Origin of the sequence: Streptacidiphilus jiangxiensis, assembly GCF_900109465.1 — a bacterium.
GTDB classification, from domain to species: domain Bacteria; phylum Actinomycetota; class Actinomycetes; order Streptomycetales; family Streptomycetaceae; genus Streptacidiphilus; species Streptacidiphilus jiangxiensis.
In genome coordinates, this window is sequence record NZ_FOAZ01000042.1 from 19268 (window position 1) to 36704 (window position 17437).

The window sequence follows — 17437 nt, forward strand, 5'->3', positions numbered from 1 at the left end:
GCGGTGACCGATCATGGAACGTGCGTCCCTGGTCCTGCGGACGGCGGCCGGCTCAGCCGTGCTGCTCCTCGCGGTGGCCTGCAGCAGCAGTCCCAGCAGCACGGCGCCGAGTGCGGCGCCGACCACCATGGCCGCCTCGGCCCCGGCGACCACCGCGGCGACGAGCCCCGCGGCCTCCGCGGCGGCGGCCGGTTGCGGCAACGGCACCGCGCCGACCGTCAGCGGCAGCGGTCCCGCCGACACCACCGGTGCCGCGGGCAAGATCGCCACGGACTACGCGGAGTTCTTCGACCCCGCGACCTCGCTCAACGACAAGATGGCCCTGGTCGAGAACGCCCAGAAGGTCGCCCCGGCCATGCAGGCCTTCGCCGGCAACCCCCAGGCGGCCCAGACCAGCGTCGCCGTCACCGGTGTCGACTTCACCAGCGCCTCCAGCGCCGACATCACCTACAACGTCTGCCTCTCCGGGGCCGTCGCCCTCAAGGCCAGCAAGGGCAAGTCCGTGCTCGACGGCGGCGTGTGGAAGGTCAGCGACACCACCCTGTGCGGCCTGCTCCAGCTCCAGGCCGGAAGCTCGCCCATCCCCGGCTGCTCCTGACGCTGCTCCTGACAGGACGGTGGGACGCTGCCAGGATGAGAGCGTGAGGCGCCCTCGGCACCGCGTCGAGCGCGCGAGGACGGCCCGGTCCGTCCTCGCGCTGCTGACGTGCGCGAGCCTGCTCGCGCTGGCGACGGGCTGCGGCAGCCGGCTGCCGCTCAAGGACTTCGAGAACACCTCCACCGCCGCGCCCGGGCAGGGCGCGGCCCTGCCGCCGATCCCGATCGGCATCGTCACCTCCGTCTCCAGCCCCATCGGCGGCGACACCTTCACCGGCCCGCTCTACGGCGCGCAGGCCTACTTCCGGGCGCTGAACGCCGCAGGTGGGGTGAACGGCCGTCAGGTCAAGGTCTTCACCTGCGACGACAGCGGCGCCGGCATCGGCAACCAGGCCTGCGTGCACCAGCTGATCGACTCCGACCACGTCGTCGCCCTCGTCGCCGGCAGCGTGCTGGACTACGCCGGCGCCGGGTACGTCAGCTCCCAGGGCGTGCCCGACATCGGTGGCATCACCATCGGCACCCAGTACGACCAGTACCCGCACCTCTACCAGATCTACGGCAGCGACGAGCCGCGCGACGGGAAGTCCGTCGGCTGGAACGGCGTGCTCTACCAGACCACCGAGGTCTACCGGTACTTCAAGGCCAAGCTGGGCCTGACCAGGGCCGTCGTGGTCGCCTACAACCAGGCCGACTCCACCCGCTACGCCGCCCAGCTCGCCCAGGGCCTCAAGGCCGAGGGCTACGACGTGCTCAGCGAGACCGTCGACTTCGCCCTGCCGAACTTCGGTTCCGTGGCCGCCGAGATGAAGGCCGACCACGCCCAGCTGCTGCTCGACGCCATGGACACCCGCGGCAACGCCGGCCTGTGCCAGGCGATGGCCTCCGCCGGGGTCACCGTCACCGCCAAGGTCACCAACGAGCAGAACTGGTCCGAGCAGGTGCGCACCGACTACGCCGCCACGCCCGGATGCCGGAACGCCCTTTGGGTCACCTCCGACGCCCGCAACTACGAGGACACCGCCCAGTACCCGGCGGTGGCCGCGTTCCGGACGGCCATGCAGAAGTACTACCCGGACCGGCAGGCGCAGCTGTCCGAGTGGGAGCTGCTCGGCTGGGCCGGCGCGCAGTGGTTCACCGACGCCGCCGCCTCCTGCGGCGCGGACGTGACCCGCTCCTGCGTCGACGCCTTCATGCAGCGCAAGCAGCCCTACACCGCCCACGACCTGATCCAGCCGTCCTCGTTCGTGCCGTCGGCGAACCCGCCGAGCGGCCCGCAGCACGCCTGCCTGAACGTCGCCCGCTGGGAGGACTCCGCCGGGGGCGGCAAGGGCGCCTGGGTCACCCAGGTGCCCGACATGAACACCAACTGCTTCCAGGTGCCCGCCCTGCCCTACCGCCCCTGAGGCCCGTCTCCCCGACAGGCCTGTGTCCCCGACGGGCCTGTCTCCCCGACAGGCCTACCTCCCCTGCAGACCCTCGACGCCCCGCGGCACCAGTCCGTCGTTGGAGCTGCGCGGGAAGCCGCGGCCCGAGTCGAGGATCTTCCGGATCGCGGCGGGCAGCGTCGACGGGTCCGGCCCGACGCCGATCAGCTGGGTCGACAGGGTCATCGGCTGCGAACTGACCGCGCGCAGCAGGATCCTGCCCTTCACCCCCGGGGTGTCGACGCCACCCCAGGGTGCCTTCAGCACGTAGACCGCACTGCTGTGCGGGGCCAGCGTGGCCGGGCCGGAGAGCACCTTCCAGTAGTCCGAGATGGTCGCGCCGGTGCTGGTGGCGAAGTGCGGGCTGACCGGCTCCCCGCTGGTGTTGGCCACCGTCACCTTCACCCGGGTCAGCAGGTCCACCAGGGCCAGATCACCGCTGCCCGCCGTGCCGTTCATCGCCGTGACGTTCATGCGCAGCGGCGGCGGCGTCAGCATGGCCCCGGCGATGGCCAGCACCGCGGGCGCCAGCAGCAGCGGCACCAGCGCGGTCCGCACACTGCGTCGGGCCAGCAGGCCGAACCGCGGATGCCAGGCCCGGTCGAAGTCGGCGGCGGAGACGGTCGCCGCGGCCATCACCCACAGCGGCACCGTCAGGTCGAAGTAGTCCTGCTGCGAGCGGGTCGACAGGTAGAAGACCAGCCACGGCATCACCGTCACCGCCGGGCCCAGCCGGCGCGGGAAGAGCACCAGCAGCACCATCATCGCCAGGCCCAGCAGCTGGCCCGCGACGCTGTACAGGTGCAGGTCGCCCGAGCCGGAGGTGAAGAAGGAGGAGATGCCGACCAGCCCCTGCCCCGCCGGGATCGCCTGCTGGGTGATCGGGGTGAGCACCCCCTCCAGCCAGGCCCGCGGGCCCTGCAGCACGAACGGCAGGTTGATCACCAGGAAGACCGCGCCGCTGATGGCCGCGTAGCGCAGCACCACGGCCGCCGCCCGCCGGGCCGGCAGCTCCCCGCGCCGGATCATGAACATCCCGATCAGCAGGAACGGCGCGAGGAACCAGGACAGCTGGTGCAGACAGCAGGCGACGCCCAGGCAGGCCGCCTGCGTGACGCCGACCCAGCCGAGCCGCCCGCCGCGCCCGGTCCGGTGCCAGTAGGCGACGGTGACCAGCAGGAACGGCAGCTCCATGCAGCCCGGGTAGCCCATCTGCGCATAGTTCGGCAGCCAGCCGAAACCGAAGCAGACGATCACCGCGACCGGCCGCCAGGCGACCGGCAGCAGCAGGAACATCACCACCGACGCCAGCAGCAGCATCGCCGTCGCGGCGAGCCCCGCCGGGGGGTGGCTCAGGTGCAGGCCCATCGGGAGCGCGGTGAACACCGGCCCGAGCGGCGGGTAGTCCAGGCCGGTGGCGGCGCCGCCGTCCATCAACGGGGTGGTGCCGACATGGAACAGGTTGAAGATCTGCGGCCACTGCGTGCCGTAGATGTGCCCGCCGTGCAGCAGCGTCCGCGCCGCCATGTGGATCAGCGAGCCCTCGTCCGTGCCGTAGTACACGTGGCTGGACGGCACCCCGGAGACCGGCGGCTTCGCGGCGGTGACCACGTAGAAGCGGTTCAGGCACTGCAGCGCGGCCACCGCCAGCATCGACAGGTCCACCAGCGTCATGCTGCGGCGGGTGCGGACACTGAGTGCGAGCACCGCGATCACCAGGATCGCGCCGAAGTACAGGATCACCGCGAACGCGTGGACCTGCTGGTTGACGATGGTGCGGTTCCAGATGTCCCGCGCCCCGATCAGCATCGAGGCGCAGGCCAGGACCGTCAGCATCCGGTTGACCTGGGCGGGGGGCAGTCGCAGCAGCTCCGGCGCGCTGTGCCCGGACAGCAGCCAGCCGACCGCACGGCGCGCGGCGCCCTGCGGTCCGGCCCCCGAGGGTGCCGGGCTGTAGTCGGGCTCGTCGTCTTCCGGGGCGGCGGGGTCGCGTGACATGACAGGTGGCACGCCCGCATGGTGACACGCAGTCAGGACACCGGGCCGAAGCCCGCGACTTCGCCCGACGGCCGCCCGCTCCGCGCTGACCTGCGCTTTCGTCGGAGCGGGCGGCGCGGCGAGGCGCGCTGGGACTTCACACGATCGGGTGAGCCGGGGCGGGTCCGCCCCCGACCCGGATCAGGCGTCGCGGCTGCCGTCCAGGACGGTGCGGGCGACGAGCTGCGGGTCGTCGTTCATCGGCACGTGGCCGCAGCCCGGCAGCGGGACCACGCGCGCCTTGGGCATCCGCTGCCGGGCGCGCTCCGCCTGGCGCGGCACCAGCAGCCGGTCCTTGGTGCCCCAGCCGATGGTGACCGGCACGTCGGTGACGTCCTCGGTGACGTTGACGTTCAGGCCGGCCCGGAGCGTCCGGGCGAAGCCGGTGGCGTCGCGCAGCGCCTTCGTCTCGGCGGCGGCCTCGACCGGGCCCCGCCGGGAGGGGTGGGCGTAGATGCTGCCGACGAGCAGGCCGCGGGTGAGCGGCTTGGCGGCGAGGCGGCGCACCGCCGGTGCGGGCAGGGTCTTGGCGCCGAGGCGCATCGAGAGCAGCACACCGAAGGCGTACGCCTGCTCGGGCCGGTTCCAGAAGCCGGCGGGGGAGAGGGCGGTCACCGAGCGGGCGAGCCCGCGCCGGCCCATCTCCAGGGCGAGCAGCCCGCCGAGGGAGTTGCCGGCGACGTGCGGCCGCTCCAGCCCGAGCGCGGCGCACAGCCCGCCGAGCCCCGGCACGACGGAGCCGATGTCGTAGGCCACCCCGTCCGGCAGCGGCGCCGAGGCGCCGAATCCCGGCAGGTCGACGGCGACGACCTCGTGCTCCTCGGCGAGCTCGTCCAGCACCGGCGCCCAGGCCTGCCAGTGGTGTCCGATCCCGTGGAGCAGCAGCAGCGGACTGCCGCTGCCGCGCCGCTCGTACCGCACGGAGACGGTGCGCGGACCCTGGGGCGTGTCGTGCTGGTACGAGACATCGGCGGGCATGGCGGCACTCCCTGGGCGCGACGACCGGCTCTGGCGGTCTTACTAGACCTGATGTCAGTAAGAATTACCGGACGGTAGCTTCGTCCACAAGGGGGCTGTCGCGAATCGGGCTGTCGCTGTCGGGGTGCGGTGGTCGGGGTGCGGTGGTCGGGGCGTGGCGGTCAGGGTGCGGCGGGGGAGTACAGCAGCAGGTATGCGCCGTACAGGCCGGAGCAGAGCGTCCCCGCGATCAGCGCGGTCACCAGCGTCGCCCGGGTGCGCACCCGCACCAGCCCCGCCGCGATCGGGATCAGCAGCGGGAAGGCGGGCAGCAGGAAGCGGGCCCGGGAGGCGAAGTAGGCCGTGTCGCCGAACGCGATCACCATGGTCACCAGGGTGAACACGACGAAGCCGAGCGGCTGCCGCTGCGCGATCGTGGTGAAGAACAGCACCGCCGCCGCGACCAGGATGCCCGCCACCACGGGGTAGTACAGGCCCACCGGCTCGGCGTTGGTGAACAGCAGCTTGAAGTCGTGCGCGGTCGACTTGCCGAAGTCGAACTTGGAGTGCCACAGCGCCTGGATCCGGAAATAGGCGTCCCAGGTGTGCAGGCGCCAGCCCGTCCACGCCACGAAGCCGACCCAGCCCAGCGGCGCGAGCACGATCGCGGCCAGCGGGCGCCACAGCTCCGGCTCGTGCACGGGTGTCACCGCCCGCACGTCGGCGCCGTCGAACCAGGGCAGTCGGTCCAGCCACGACAGGCGACCCGGCAACATTCCCGGCGCGCGGCGCTCGCGCAGCCGGACCCACAGCTCCATCGCGCCCGCCGCCATCACCGCCGCCGCCACGGCGACACCGGTCGGCCGGGTCAGGCCGGCCAGCACCGAAAGCACACCCGCCGTCAGCCAGCGCCGGGTCACCACCGCGTACAGCGTCCAGGCGGCCATCAACGTGAAGGCCGACTCGCTGTAGCCGGCCGTCTCCACCGCCGCGACCGGGGCGATGCCCCAGAGCACCACCGCCATCCTGGCGACCTTGTCGCCGTAGCGGGCGTTGACCGCCGCGAAGATGCCGAGCGCCGCGCCGAGCGCGCACAGCGACGCCGTGAGCAGGCTCGCCACGCCCCACGGGACGAACGGCAGCAGGGTGTGCACGGTGCGGATCATCCACGGGAAGACCGGGAAGAACGCGAGGTTCGTGGTCTGGAGCGCGGCACCCGGGAGCCACGGGCGTATCGCGTGGTCGTAACCGTGCATGGCCACGTCCAGGTACCAGGCCGCGTCCCAGTGAACCGCCAGCCGGTGCAGTGCGTAGCTCGGCGAGCCCGGGCTGAGCAGCAGGATCAGCGACAGTCCGGCGGCTCGGACGACCAGGAAGAGCAGCAGGGCCGGCTCCGCCAGTTGCAGGGACATGGCGAGCGCCGCACGTCGCTCCGGCGAGATCAGCCGGATCGGAAGTCGGCGGACCGGCGCCATCGGCTCGGGCTCCTCCCCCGGGGGTTCCTCGTGCACGGGCGCGCTGGTCGGAGCGGTCACGGCTTCCTCGGAGAATCGATGGAACGGCTGGCAGCCGCCACAAGATCGGCCTGCTGCAGAGGCCAGGGTGGCACCCCACTATGTACGGATTATGTGTACAGCTCGGAAAATCAAGGTGAGATCCGGGTTGGAACGTTCTGTGAGGCCGCCCGCACCCCCTCCCACCTGCTGTTTCTACTTTCTGCCAACAGTTGCGCGGCGCGGCGCGCGCCCCCGGTTGATGCCCCGATGCGCACTTGCTGCTCCGACGTGCGCTCCGCGTGTCTTCGCCGGTTTGGTCCTATTTTCGCCCTAGTCTGCGCCGTATGAGTGACATAGCCGGCCTTGTCGCCGGGGGGAGGCCCAGGGCCAGGGCCGCGATGCAGGTGGTCCGGTTCGCGCGGATGTGCGTGGCCGAGGCCCGGCCGGTGGTGCAGATCGTCTTTCTGATGCGGTTCGTGACCGGACTGCTCTTCCAGGTCGTCGCGCTGCAGCGGCGGCCGGGCATTCCGATCGACCCGGTGCACCTCCTGCTCGGCCCGATCGCCTGGACCCTCGCGGTTCTCGCCGTCTACCTCGTCAACGGCGTCATGGACGTCGCCGAGGACCGCGCCAACGGCTCCTCGCGCCCGATCGCCAGCGGCGCCCTGCCGCTGCGCGCCGCCGCGACCGTGGTCGTGCTGCTCGCCGTCCTCGCCCTCGCCTTCGGGGCGGCCGTCCCGGGGCTGGACTGGTGCGTGGCCGGGATGCTGCTGCTCGGCCACCTCTACTCCGGCCCGCCGCTGCCCGCCAAGCGGACCACCCTGACCGCCGCCGCCACCGTCGTCGGCATGGGCCTGCTCACCTACCTCGGCGGCGCGCTCAGCGCGGGCGGCTCCGTCACCACCGGCCTGCTGGTCTTCGGCGGCGCCATGTCGGCGTGGATGGGCTGCGTCGGCGCCGTCTCCAAGGACCTCGGCGACATCCCCGGCGACGCCGTCGGCGGCCGCCGCACCCTCGCCGTCGTCCACGGCGAGCGCGCCGCCCGGCGAACCACCGCCGTCGGCGCCCTCGCGGTCGGCGCCGCCGCACTCGGCGCCTCCGCACTGTGGGCCCCCCTCTGCCTGGCGGGCACTGTGCCGCTGGCGGCCGGCGCCGTCTGGGTCGCGCTGCGCTGCCGCCGCCCTGACGTCGGGCGTGCGCCCTACCGGGCGTTCATGATCACCCAGTACGCCGCGCACGCCTCGATGATCGCCGCACTGCTCGCCCGGCTGCTGTTCGGCTGAGCAGTCGCAGTCGCAGTCGCAGTCGCAGTCGCAGCGGCAGCCGCAGTCGCAGTCGCAGCCGCCGCACCGCCGCCGCATCCGTATCCGCGGTCGCATCCGCAGCCGACGGGACCGTGGGGCCAGTGCGGTTGTCCCAGCCCAATGGTCCTGACAACTCCGCTGATCGGGCAGTTTTCCTGCACACCCGGCGGTCCGTCCGGCGGTCCGGACACCCCGCCGACCTGCTGCCCGTAGGATCGACCCGAACATGGGATCCGGCGGAGAGGGGCGGACGGATGGCGGGGGTCCACCCGGCCGCGGCGCGGTTCGAGGGCGAGCGCGAGGTGATCGTCTCGGCTTACGCGCAAGGTCTCGCCGATGCCGGCAGTCCCCTGCTGCAACCCGGCCGCTGGTCCCGGGTCCGCCGCCAGGCCGACGCCATCCTGCGCGAGTGCGCGGCCGGGCTGCGCGACGAGTCCGTCGCCTTCTCCGACGCGGACCTGGTCACCGTGGAACTGATGGGCGCGCGGCGTGCCCTCGACGGCGTACCGCTGCGCGAGTCGCTGCGCGCGGCCCGCATCCTCTGGCTCGCCACCGCCCCCGCTCTGCGCCGGGCCGTGGCCGATCTCCCCGAGCCCGAGGCCGAGGACCTGCTCCGCCACGCGGCCGAGGTCTTCCGCCGCAGTGCCTGCACCCGCCTCTACATCGGCGCCGCCGGCTACGGCGACACCGAACTGCGGGAACTGCTGCGCGAGGCGGAGAGCCCCGACGCCGACTCCGGTACCGACCGCAGCGGTCGCGTCGTGCCCACACAGCGCGACCGCGACACCCGCATCCCCGTCGGCGGCGCGCACCACCGCATCGCCCGCGAGCTCGGCATCCCCGAGTCCGCCGTCCGCAGCACCCTCCGGGCCGCGATCCGGCGCGCCGGCGAAGCCGATCGCCGGGTCGACTGATGCCCGACGCCACGAGCACGTCGACCGCCCTGCCCGCCTCCGCGCCTGCCCCCGCTTCCTCTTCCGCGACTGCTCCCGTTCGGGGCCCCGCGCGCCTGCCGGCTCCGGGTCCGTCGGCTTCGGGACCCTCGGCTTCGGGACCCTCGGCTTCGGGTCCGGCGGCTTCGGGTCCGTCGGCTTCGGGAGTGGGGCCGGGACTGGCGCGGGCGCGGCGCGGACTGCGCCGGGCCCTGCCCGCCCTCGCCGCCTACGCGGCGGTACGTGGGCTCGGCGTGCTCCTCGTCGTGGGCTGGGCCCTGGGCCACCACATCGCGCCGATCACCCGACTCGGCACGCTCTGGGACGCCGGCTGGTACGCCCGCATCGCCGACCACGGCTACTCCGTCACCGACGGACTGATCGGCGCCCACGGCATCCCCTTCTCGCCTCGCGCCTTCTTCCCCCTCTACCCCTGGCTCGGCCACCTCGCCTCGCGGCTGACCGGCCTGGGCACGGCGGGCGGCCTGGTGCTCGTCTCCTGGACCGCCTCGCTGCTCGCCGCCTGGGGCGTCTTCGCGATCGCCGACCGGCTCGGAGGCCCGCGCGTCGGCCGGATCGCGGTCGTCCTGTGGGGCGTGCTGCCGCTGGCCGTGGTCGAGAGCTACGGCTACTCCGAGCCGCTCTTCACCGCGCTCAGCGCGTGGTGCCTCTACGCGCTGCTGCGCCGCTGGTGGCTGACGGCGGGTCTGCTCTGCGTCGCGGCCGGGCTCACCCGCCCCAGCGCCACCGCGCTCGTCGCCGCGGTGGCCGTCGCCGCCTTGGTGGAGCTGCGCCGCGGCGGCGCCCGGCCCTGGCGGTCGGCGCGAGCGCGGCGCCTGTGGCGGCCGATCGCGGCCGCCCTGCTCGCACCGCTCGGCTGGCTCGGCTACCTCGCCTACACCGCGTGGGCCGTCGGCTCCCCGACCGCCTACTTCCACATCCAGGCCGCCTGGGACACCGGCGTCGACTTCGGCTGGACCACCCTGCGCTGGTACGGACACGAGGTCACCAAGCTCTTCGCCTTCGGCCACGAGGCCCAGCGCCACGCCTTCGGCCGCCTCCCCATGGCGCTGACCGGCCTCGCCTACCTCGGCCTGCTCGTCGCCGCGCTGCGGCAGCGCGGGCAGCGACGCCAGCCGCTGCCGCTGCTGGTCTTCGCTGCCGGGCTCTTCCTCGTCGACTTCGTCAACGCCTCGCCGCAGCCGCCGATCGCCCGGTTCCTGCTCCCGGCCTTCCCCCTGCTCTACCCCGCCGCCGAGTGGCTCGCCGACCGGCAGCCGCGGCTCATCCGGCCGCTGCTCGCCGCCGCCGCGATCGGCTCCGCCTGCTACGGCGTCGCCCTCACCTTCCACGGCGGCGCGCCCTCCTGACGCGCCGCCGCGGATGTGCGGCGACGGATGTGCGGCCACGCGTGTGTGGCCACGCGTGTGCGGCCACGCACGTGCGGCCGCGAACGTGGCGTCAGTCGCTGAAGACCTCGCCGCGCCCGGCCTTCTCCACCAGCAGCGCCGGCGGCTCGAACCGCGGCCCGTAGGCCGCCGCCAGCTCCCGGGCACGGGCGACGAAGCCCGGCAGGCCGCCCTCGTAGCCGTTGACGTACTGCAGTACGCCGCCGGTCCAGCCCGGGAAGCCGATACCGAGGATCGAGCCGATGTTCGCGTCCGCGACGGAGGTCAGCACGCCCTCCTCCAGGCAGCGCACCGTGTCGACCGCCTCGGCGAACAGCATCCGCTCCTGCATGTCGACGAACGGGACGTCACCGCCGTCAGGCTTGCCGAAGTGCTCCCGCAGGCCCGGCCACAGCCCGGCCCGCTTGCCGTCCACGTAGTCGTAGAACCCCGCGCCGCCGCTGCGGCCCGGACGGTCGAACTCGTCGAGCATCCGGTCCAGCACCGCGTCGGCCGGGTGCGGCGTCCAGGTGCCGCCGGACTCCTCGACCGCCCTGCGGGTCTCGTTGCGGATCTTGCGGGGGAGGGTCAGCGTCAGCTCGTCCATCAGCGACAGCACCTTGGCCGGGTAGCCGGCCTGCGCGGCCGCCTGCTCCACCGAGGCCGGGTCGACGCCCTCGCCGAGCATCGCCACGCCCTCGTTGATGAACTGCCCGATCACCCGGGAGGTGAAGAAGCCCCGCGAGTCGTTGACCACGATCGGCGTCTTGTTGATCTGCCGCACCAGGTCGAAGGCCCGCGCCAGCGCCTCGTCACCGGTCCGCTCACCCCTGATGATCTCGACCAGCGGCATCTTGTCGACCGGCGAGAAGAAGTGCAGGCCGATGAAGTCCTCCTGCCGCTTCACGCCCTCCGCGAGCAGCGTGATCGGGAGCGTGGAGGTGTTCGAGCAGAGCAGCGCGTCCGGCGCCACCACGTCCTGGATCTCCGCGAACACCTGGTGCTTCAGCTCGGTGTTCTCGAAGACCGCCTCGATCACGGCGTCGCAGCCGGCCAGGTCCGCCGCGTCCGAGGTGGGCGTGATCAGCGACAGCAGCGCGTCCCGCTTGGCCTCGGTCGTGCGGCCGCGCGACAGGGCCTTGTCCAGCAGAGCCGCCGAGTAGGCCTTGCCCCGCTCGGCCGCCTCCGCCGTCATGTCCTTCAGCACCACCTGGATACCGGCCTTCGCGCACGAGTACGCGATGCCCGCGCCCATCATGCCGGCGCCCAGCACGGCCACCTTCGTCACCTTGCGGGCCGGCACCTCGGAGGGCCGGTTGGCGCCGGAGTTGACGGCCTGCAGGTCGAAGAAGAACGCCTGGATCATGTTCTTCGCGGTCTGCCCCGTCGCCAGCTCGGTGAAGTACCGCGCCTCGATCACGAAGGCCGTGTCGATGTCCACCTGCGCCGACTCGACGGCGGTCGCCAGGATGTTCCGCGGCGCCGGGTAGGGCGCGCCGTTCAGTTGCTTCTTCAGGTTCGAAGGAAAGGCCGGCAGGTTCGCGGCGAAAGCCGGGTGGCTCGGGGTTCCGCCGGGGATCTTGTAGCCCTTGACGTCCCACGGCTGCTGCGCCGTCTCGTTCGCCTCGACGAACGCCCGCGCCTTCGCCAGCAGCTCGTCACGGTCCGCCGCCAGCTCGTGCACCAGGCCCGCCGCCAACGCCTGCGCCGGGCGGTGCTGCGTGCCCTGCAACAGCACCTTCAGCAGCGCGTCGGTGATCCCGAGGAGCCGCACCGTACGCACCACGCCGCCGCCGCCCGGCAGCAGACCGAGCGTCACTTCCGGCAGCCCGATCTTCACGGAGGGGTCGTCCAGCGCCACCCGGTGGTGGCAGGCCAACGCGATCTCCAGTCCGCCGCCCAGCGCCGCGCCGTTGATCGCCGCGACCACCGGCACGCCCAGGGTCTCCAGCGCCCGCAGGTCGCGCTTGAGCGCAAGGGAGCCCTCGAAGAACTCCTGCGCGTTCTCGGGGCGCACCTGGCTGAGCAGCCGCAGGTCGCCGCCGGCGAAGAAGGTCTTCTTGGCGGAGGCGACGATCACGCCGCGCAGCCCACCCGCCTCACGCAGCGCCTTCAGGCGCACCACGGTCGCGGCGAGGTCGGCGCGGAACGCCTCGGTCATGGTGTTGACGGACTGCGTCGGGTCGTCCAGGACCAGCGTCACGACGCCGTCCTCGGCCTGCTCCCAGCGGATGGTCGTGGTCTCGGTCATCTCTGCCATCTCTGCGTCTCCAGCGGGCGTGCGGTCGTGGTCGGGAAGGGCGGGCGAGGGGGTGCCGGTCACGTCCGGAGTCACAGCCGCTCGATGATCGTGGCGATGCCCATGCCGCCGCCGACGCACAGCGTGATCAGGCCACGGCGCAGGTCGCGCCGCTCCAGCTCGTCCAGGACCGTGCCGAGCAGCATCGCGCCCGTCGCGCCCAGCGGGTGGCCGAGCGCGATCGCGCCGCCGTTGACGTTCACCTGCGCGTGGTCGAAGCCCATCTCGCGGATGTAGCGCAGCGCGACCGCCGCGAAGGCCTCGTTGATCTCGACCAGGTCGATGTCCGCCGCCGTCAGCCCCGCCTTGGCCAGCGCCTTCCGGCTGGCCGGCGTCGGACCGGTCAGCATGATCGTCGGGTCCGAGCCGGACACGGCCGCGGAGACGATCCGCGCCCGCGGCGTCATCCCGTACCGCTCGCCGACCTCCTTGGTGCCGATGGCCACGAGGGACGCCCCGTCGACGATGCCGGAGGAGTTGCCCGCGTGGTGGACGTGGTCGATCTTCTCCACCCAGTGGTACTTCTGCAGCGCGACCGCGTCGAAGCCGCCGAGCTCGCCGATGGTCGCGAAGGACGGCTGCAGGCCGGAGAGCGACTCCACCGTCGTGCCCGGGCGGACGAACTCGTCGTGGTCGAGCACGACCAGCCCGTTGCGGTCCAGGACCGGCACGACCGACCGCTCGAACCGCCCTTCCTTGATCGCCTCCGCGGCGCGCGCCTGCGACTCGGCCGCGAAAGCGTCCACGTCCGTGCGCGAGAAGCCCTCGACGGTGGCGATCAGGTCGGCGCCGACACCCTGCGGCACGAACCCGGTCTCGTAGCTGGTCATCGGGTCCATCGCCCAGGCGCCGCCGTCGCTGCCCATCTTCACGCGCGACATCGACTCCACGCCGCCCGCCAGGATCAGGTCCTCCCATCCCGAGCGCACCTTCGCCGCGGCCAGGTTGACCGCCTCCAGACCGGACGCGCAGAACCGGTTCTCCTGGACGCCCGCCACCGTGTCCGGCAGCCCCGCCGCGATCGCGGCGACCTTGGCGATGTCGGAGCCCTGGTCCCCGAGGGGACTCACCACGCCCAGCACGACGTCGTCGATCGCCGCCGGGTCGAGGTCGGGGAAGCGGCGCCGCATCTCGTGGATCAGACCGACCACGAGGTCGATCGGCTTGGTCCCGTGCAGCGACCCGGAGGCCTTGCCCCGGCCGCGCGGGGTGCGGATCGCGTCGTAGACGAATGCTTCGGTGGTCACGCTGGCTGCCTGCTTTCTGGCGGGGGGTCTCGAGCTCGAGGAGGTCGGAGGATCTCGGATCGCGGATCTCGGATCGCGTGTCGCGGATCGTGGGTGGTGCTCGTCGGGGTTCGGGGGTTCGGGGGTTCGGGGTTCTGGGGGTCGCGGTTCCGGGTTCGGGGTCAGGGTTCGTGGTTCAGGCTGGGCACGTCCCAGTCCGCGGCGACGGCCGCGCGGTCGGTGTCCGGGAGCGCGGGCGGGCGGGGCGCCGGGTTCGGGGTCGCCGAGAAGCGGGGTGCGGGGCTCGGCTGCAGCAGTCCGTGGTGCTCGGCGTAGCTCGCGCGGGCCCGCAGATGCGGGTGGTCCGCCGCCTCGTGCAGGTTCAGCACGGGGGACACACAGGCGTCCGTACCCTCGAACACCGCGGTCCACTCCGCCTGCGTCCGGGTGGCGAACCGCGCGGCGACCAGCTCCCGCAACTCGCCCCAACGGGCCAGGTCGCGCTGGCCGGGCGCGTTCGGCGGCAGCTCCAGGAGCTTCACGAACTCCGCGAAGAACTGCGGCTCCAGCGCCCCCACGGCCATGTGGCGACGGTCGGCCGTCTCGTAGACGGCGTAGAAGGGCGCGCCACCGTCGATGATGTTGACGCCGCGCCGGTCGTGCCAGCGCCCTCCCGCCATGAACCCCCACAGCACGGACGTCAGGTGCGCCGCGCCGTCCACGATCGCCGCGTCCACCACCTGCCCCGCCCCGGTCGTGCGGGCGTGGTGCAGCGCGGCCAGCAGGCCGACCACCAGGTAGAGCGAGCCCCCGGCGTAGTCGCCGAGCAGGTTCACCGGGATGGCGGGCGGTCCGTCCGGGGTGCCGACCAGTCCGAGGACGCCGGCCGTGGCGATGTACGCGATGTCGTGGCCCGCGGCTTGGGCGAGCGGTCCGTCCTGCCCCCATCCGGTCATCCGGCCGTAGACCAGCGCGGGGTTGCGGGCCAGGCAGTCGGCGGGCCCGATCCCGAGCCGCTCGGCGACGCCGGGGCGGAACCCCTCGATCAGCAGGTCCGCGCGGGCGACGAGATCCAGCGCCCGCGCGGCGCCCTCGGGCGTCTTGAGGTCCAGCACGACGCTGCGCTTGCCCCGGTTGGTCACGTCGAGCGCGGGATCGCCGCTCAGCACGGATCCGCCCGGGCGGTCCACCCGCACCACGTCGGCGCCCAGGTCGGCCAGCAGCATCGCGGCGAACGGGCCCGGCCCGAGCCCGGCGATCTCCACCACGCGGACCCCGGCGAGCGGACCCGCGCCGGCGAGCAGCCGCGCGTCCGGCGTCGGGGTCTCGCCGTTACGGTCCGGCTCGGAGTGCATCGACGGCATCGGGCCTCCACGTCGTGGCCATGACGAGTGTGACACGGATGCTGTCACAGTCCCGATGCTATGGAGTTGACTCGTCAGTAACAAGGGGGTCCGGCGAGATGCACTCGCCGGACCCCGGGGTCATGCCGTCCCGTTCGCTGGTCGCCTCACTTCTCCCGCAGGTCCACGACCCGCCGGATCTTGCCGACCGACCGCTCCAGCGTCTCCGGGTCCACGACCGACACCTCGACGCTGATCCCCACGCCGTCCTTCACCCCGCGCGTGATCGCCGAGGCGGCCGCCTCCCGCTCGGCGGGCGTCGCGTTCGGCCGGGCCTCCACCTCGACCGCCATCCGGTCCAACCGCCCGCTGCGCGACAGTCGCAGCTGGAAGTGCGGTGCCACACCGGGTGTCCGCAGCACGATCTCCTCGATCTGCGTCGGGAACACGTTCACGCCGCGCAGGATGATCATGTCGTCGCAGCGGCCGGTGACCTTCTCCATCCGCCGGAACGCCGGGCGCGCCGTCCCTGGCAGCAGTCGGGTGAGATCCCTGGTCCGGTACCGGATCACCGGCATCGCCTGCTTGGTCAGCGAGGTGAACACCAGCTCGCCGCTCTCTCCCGGCGTCATCAGCCCGTCCGTGACGGGGTCGACGATCTCCGGGTAGAAGTGGTCCTCCCAGATGTGCAGCCCGTCCTTGGTCTCCACGCACTCCTGCGCCACGCCCGGCCCGATCACCTCCGACAGGCCGTAGATGTCGACGGCGTGGATGTCGAGGCGGTCCTCGATCTCGCGCCGCATCGCCTCCGTCCACGGCTCGGCGCCGAAGATGCCGATCCGCAGCGAGGTCGAGCGCGGATCGATCCCCTGCTTCTCGAACTCGTCCAACAGCGTCAGCATGTAGGAGGGCGTGACCATGATGATCTCGGGCTTGAAGTCCTGGATGATCTGCACCTGCCGCGCGGTCATCCCGCCCGACGCCGGAATCACCGTGCACCCGGCCCGTTCGGCGCCGTAGTGCGCCCCGAGCCCGCCCGTGAAGAGCCCGTACCCGTAGGAGACGTGCACCTTGTACCCCGGCCGCCCGCCCGCGGCCCGGATCGAGCGGGCCACGACGTCCGCCCACATGTCGAGGTCGTCCTCCGTGTAGCCGACGACGGTCGGCCGCCCCGTCGTCCCGCTGGAGGCGTGGATCCGCCGGACCTGGTCCATCGGGACGGCGAACATCCCGAAGGGGTAGCACTCGCGCAGGTCGGCCTTGGTCGTGAACGGGAACCGCTCCAGATCGGCCAGGCTGCGGCAGTCGTCCGGGTGCACGCCCGCGGCGTCGAACTTGCGGCGGTACAGCTCGACGTTGTCGTACGCGTGGTGGAGCGTCCGGCGCAGCGCGGCGAGCTGGTGCGCGCGCAACTCGTCCTGCGTGAGGCGCTCGCCCGCGTCGAGCAGATCGGCCGAAGGGGAGGGGATGGGGTCGGGCACGGCACTACTCCTGCCTGGGCAGCTTGGGCGCGACCTGCCAGGTCGTCGCCGGCGCACCGGCGATCCATGACATAGCCAACCGAATGTTCGGTCGATGGTCCATCGGGGCCGGTGCCGTGTCAAGGAGGTGCCCGGATGTCGGGCGCCGAAGCGTCGTCGCGCGAATTGAAGAAACGTTGAACCCCTGGGATGGTGGCTGGGGGGCTTCCGGGAGAGAGTCCGAGGAGGTCGCGGTGGACCAGAACCATCAGCTGCTGCTCAAGCGGGTCACGGACGCGCGCGCCGCCCTCGCCGAGGCGGTGTCGACGCAGAACCCGTTCGGGCTCTCCCAGGCCCTGGACGAACTCGAGGAGGCCCTCCGCCAGGCCCGCGAGGGGGGCGTCGAGGTGCCCCCGGAATCGGGCGACAGAGTCGGCTGATCCGACCGCTGTTCCGGCCCGCTTTTTCGGCCCGGTGGGGGTTCGAACGAAATGACTAACTCGTCCGTGGTGGGGAGATGGCCCAGGTAGGCCATGGTGGGGGAGGGGGCGGGGTGTCAAGCTTGTTCTATGGACGCCTCGATGTTCGGGGGCGGGTGTGAGGGTGGAGAGGCGTCCATGGGTGGGGGTTTTGCCTCGCTCGGGGATGCTTTTCTGGCCGACCCGTTGACCCCGGTTTCTTCCCGCCAGTCTCCCTCTTCTTCTCTTTCCTCTTCCTCCTCGTCGTCTTCGGTTTCTTCGTCGGCTGTTGCTGTGGTGGATGCGTTGCGGACGTTGCCGTCGGTGGTGCATGTGCTGTTGGCGGGTTTGGCGGGGGAGGGGGATGAGGTGTTGCTGGCTGCGGGTGCGCGTTTCCAGGCGGAGCAGGTGTTGGCGTTGGAGCGGTTGGAGGAGCGGCTGGCGGCGGAGAAGTTGCGTCGGTTGGCGTTGTTCGACCGGTCGGGTGGGGCGTTGGCGTTGCGGTCGCGGTCG

General features: G+C 72.5%; 14 protein-coding genes. 7 read left to right on the plus strand and 7 right to left on the minus strand.

Annotated features, from left to right (window positions below; all coding sequences use genetic code 11):
• The first annotated feature begins 13 nt into the window (after positions 1-13).
• Both BMY61_RS48200 and BMY61_RS41125 read left to right on the plus strand, forming a co-directional pair.
• Complete coding sequence (locus tag BMY61_RS48200; protein ID WP_052439560.1) at positions 14-598, plus strand: MTB12 C-terminal domain-containing protein; 585 nt, start codon at positions 14-16, stop codon at positions 596-598.
• Between the two features lie 43 nt (positions 599-641).
• Positions 642-2003, plus strand: coding sequence for an ABC transporter substrate-binding protein (locus BMY61_RS41125; protein WP_042460842.1), 1362 nt, complete (start codon positions 642-644; stop codon positions 2001-2003).
• 54 nt (positions 2004-2057) lie between these two features.
• Here the strand turns inward: BMY61_RS41125 and BMY61_RS41130 are convergent, their stop codons facing one another.
• The 3 genes from BMY61_RS41130 to BMY61_RS41140 all read right to left on the minus strand — a co-directional run bounded on the left by BMY61_RS41130 (position 2058) and on the right by BMY61_RS41140 (position 6553).
• Entirely contained in the window at positions 2058-4034 is a 1977-nt protein-coding gene (locus BMY61_RS41130) for a hypothetical protein (RefSeq protein WP_143094781.1), read from the minus strand.
• A gap of 168 nt (positions 4035-4202) precedes the next feature.
• Positions 4203-5039, minus strand: a complete 837-nt coding sequence (locus BMY61_RS41135) for an alpha/beta fold hydrolase (protein ID WP_042460845.1) — start codon at positions 5037-5039, stop codon at positions 4203-4205.
• 161 nt (positions 5040-5200) lie between these two features.
• Positions 5201-6553: a mannosyltransferase family protein gene (locus BMY61_RS41140; RefSeq protein ID WP_052439562.1), complete on the minus strand. Its 1353-nt coding sequence runs from the start codon at positions 6551-6553 to the stop codon at positions 5201-5203.
• Positions 6554-6858: 305 nt separating this feature from the next.
• Here BMY61_RS41140 and BMY61_RS41145 point away from each other — a divergent pair, with 305 nt between their 5' ends.
• The 3 genes from BMY61_RS41145 (at position 6859) to BMY61_RS46845 (ending at position 10120) form a co-directional block, all read left to right on the plus strand.
• A complete protein-coding gene (locus BMY61_RS41145; RefSeq protein ID WP_082015700.1) occupies positions 6859-7797 on the plus strand; it encodes a UbiA family prenyltransferase in 939 nt (312 codons plus the stop codon).
• A 275-nt stretch (positions 7798-8072) separates the two neighbouring features.
• Positions 8073-8732 carry a hypothetical protein gene (locus BMY61_RS46840; protein ID WP_042460848.1) on the plus strand — a complete coding sequence of 220 codons (660 nt, stop codon included), beginning with the start codon at positions 8073-8075 and terminating at the stop codon, positions 8730-8732.
• A gap of 185 nt (positions 8733-8917) precedes the next feature.
• Positions 8918-10120: a glycosyltransferase family 39 protein gene (locus BMY61_RS46845; protein WP_042460851.1), complete on the plus strand. Its 1203-nt coding sequence runs from the start codon at positions 8918-8920 to the stop codon at positions 10118-10120.
• A 91-nt stretch (positions 10121-10211) separates the two neighbouring features.
• On the opposite strand, the gene BMY61_RS41160 is transcribed toward BMY61_RS46845, so the two are convergent.
• From BMY61_RS41160 to paaK, 4 genes are all read right to left on the minus strand, one after another.
• Positions 10212-12389 (minus strand): 3-hydroxyacyl-CoA dehydrogenase NAD-binding domain-containing protein, encoded by a 2178-nt coding sequence (locus BMY61_RS41160; protein WP_143094783.1) that lies wholly within the window; start codon positions 12387-12389, stop codon positions 10212-10214.
• A gap of 80 nt (positions 12390-12469) precedes the next feature.
• Entirely contained in the window at positions 12470-13684 is a 1215-nt protein-coding gene (locus BMY61_RS41165; RefSeq protein ID WP_042460857.1) for an acetyl-CoA C-acetyltransferase, read from the minus strand.
• Between the two features lie 161 nt (positions 13685-13845).
• Positions 13846-15018: a CaiB/BaiF CoA transferase family protein gene (locus BMY61_RS41170; protein WP_042460875.1), complete on the minus strand. Its 1173-nt coding sequence runs from the start codon at positions 15016-15018 to the stop codon at positions 13846-13848.
• A gap of 155 nt (positions 15019-15173) precedes the next feature.
• Positions 15174-16487 carry a phenylacetate--CoA ligase PaaK gene (paaK, locus tag BMY61_RS41175; protein ID WP_042460860.1) on the minus strand — a complete coding sequence of 438 codons (1314 nt, stop codon included), beginning with the start codon at positions 16485-16487 and terminating at the stop codon, positions 15174-15176.
• 233 nt (positions 16488-16720) lie between these two features.
• Between paaK and BMY61_RS41180 the strand changes: the two genes are divergently transcribed.
• Both BMY61_RS41180 and BMY61_RS46850 read left to right on the plus strand, forming a co-directional pair.
• Positions 16721-16906 (plus strand): hypothetical protein, encoded by a 186-nt coding sequence (locus BMY61_RS41180; RefSeq protein ID WP_042460863.1) that lies wholly within the window; start codon positions 16721-16723, stop codon positions 16904-16906.
• A 129-nt stretch (positions 16907-17035) separates the two neighbouring features.
• On the plus strand, positions 17036-17437 hold a 402-nt coding region (locus tag BMY61_RS46850), incomplete at its 3' end, for a hypothetical protein (protein ID WP_177240408.1).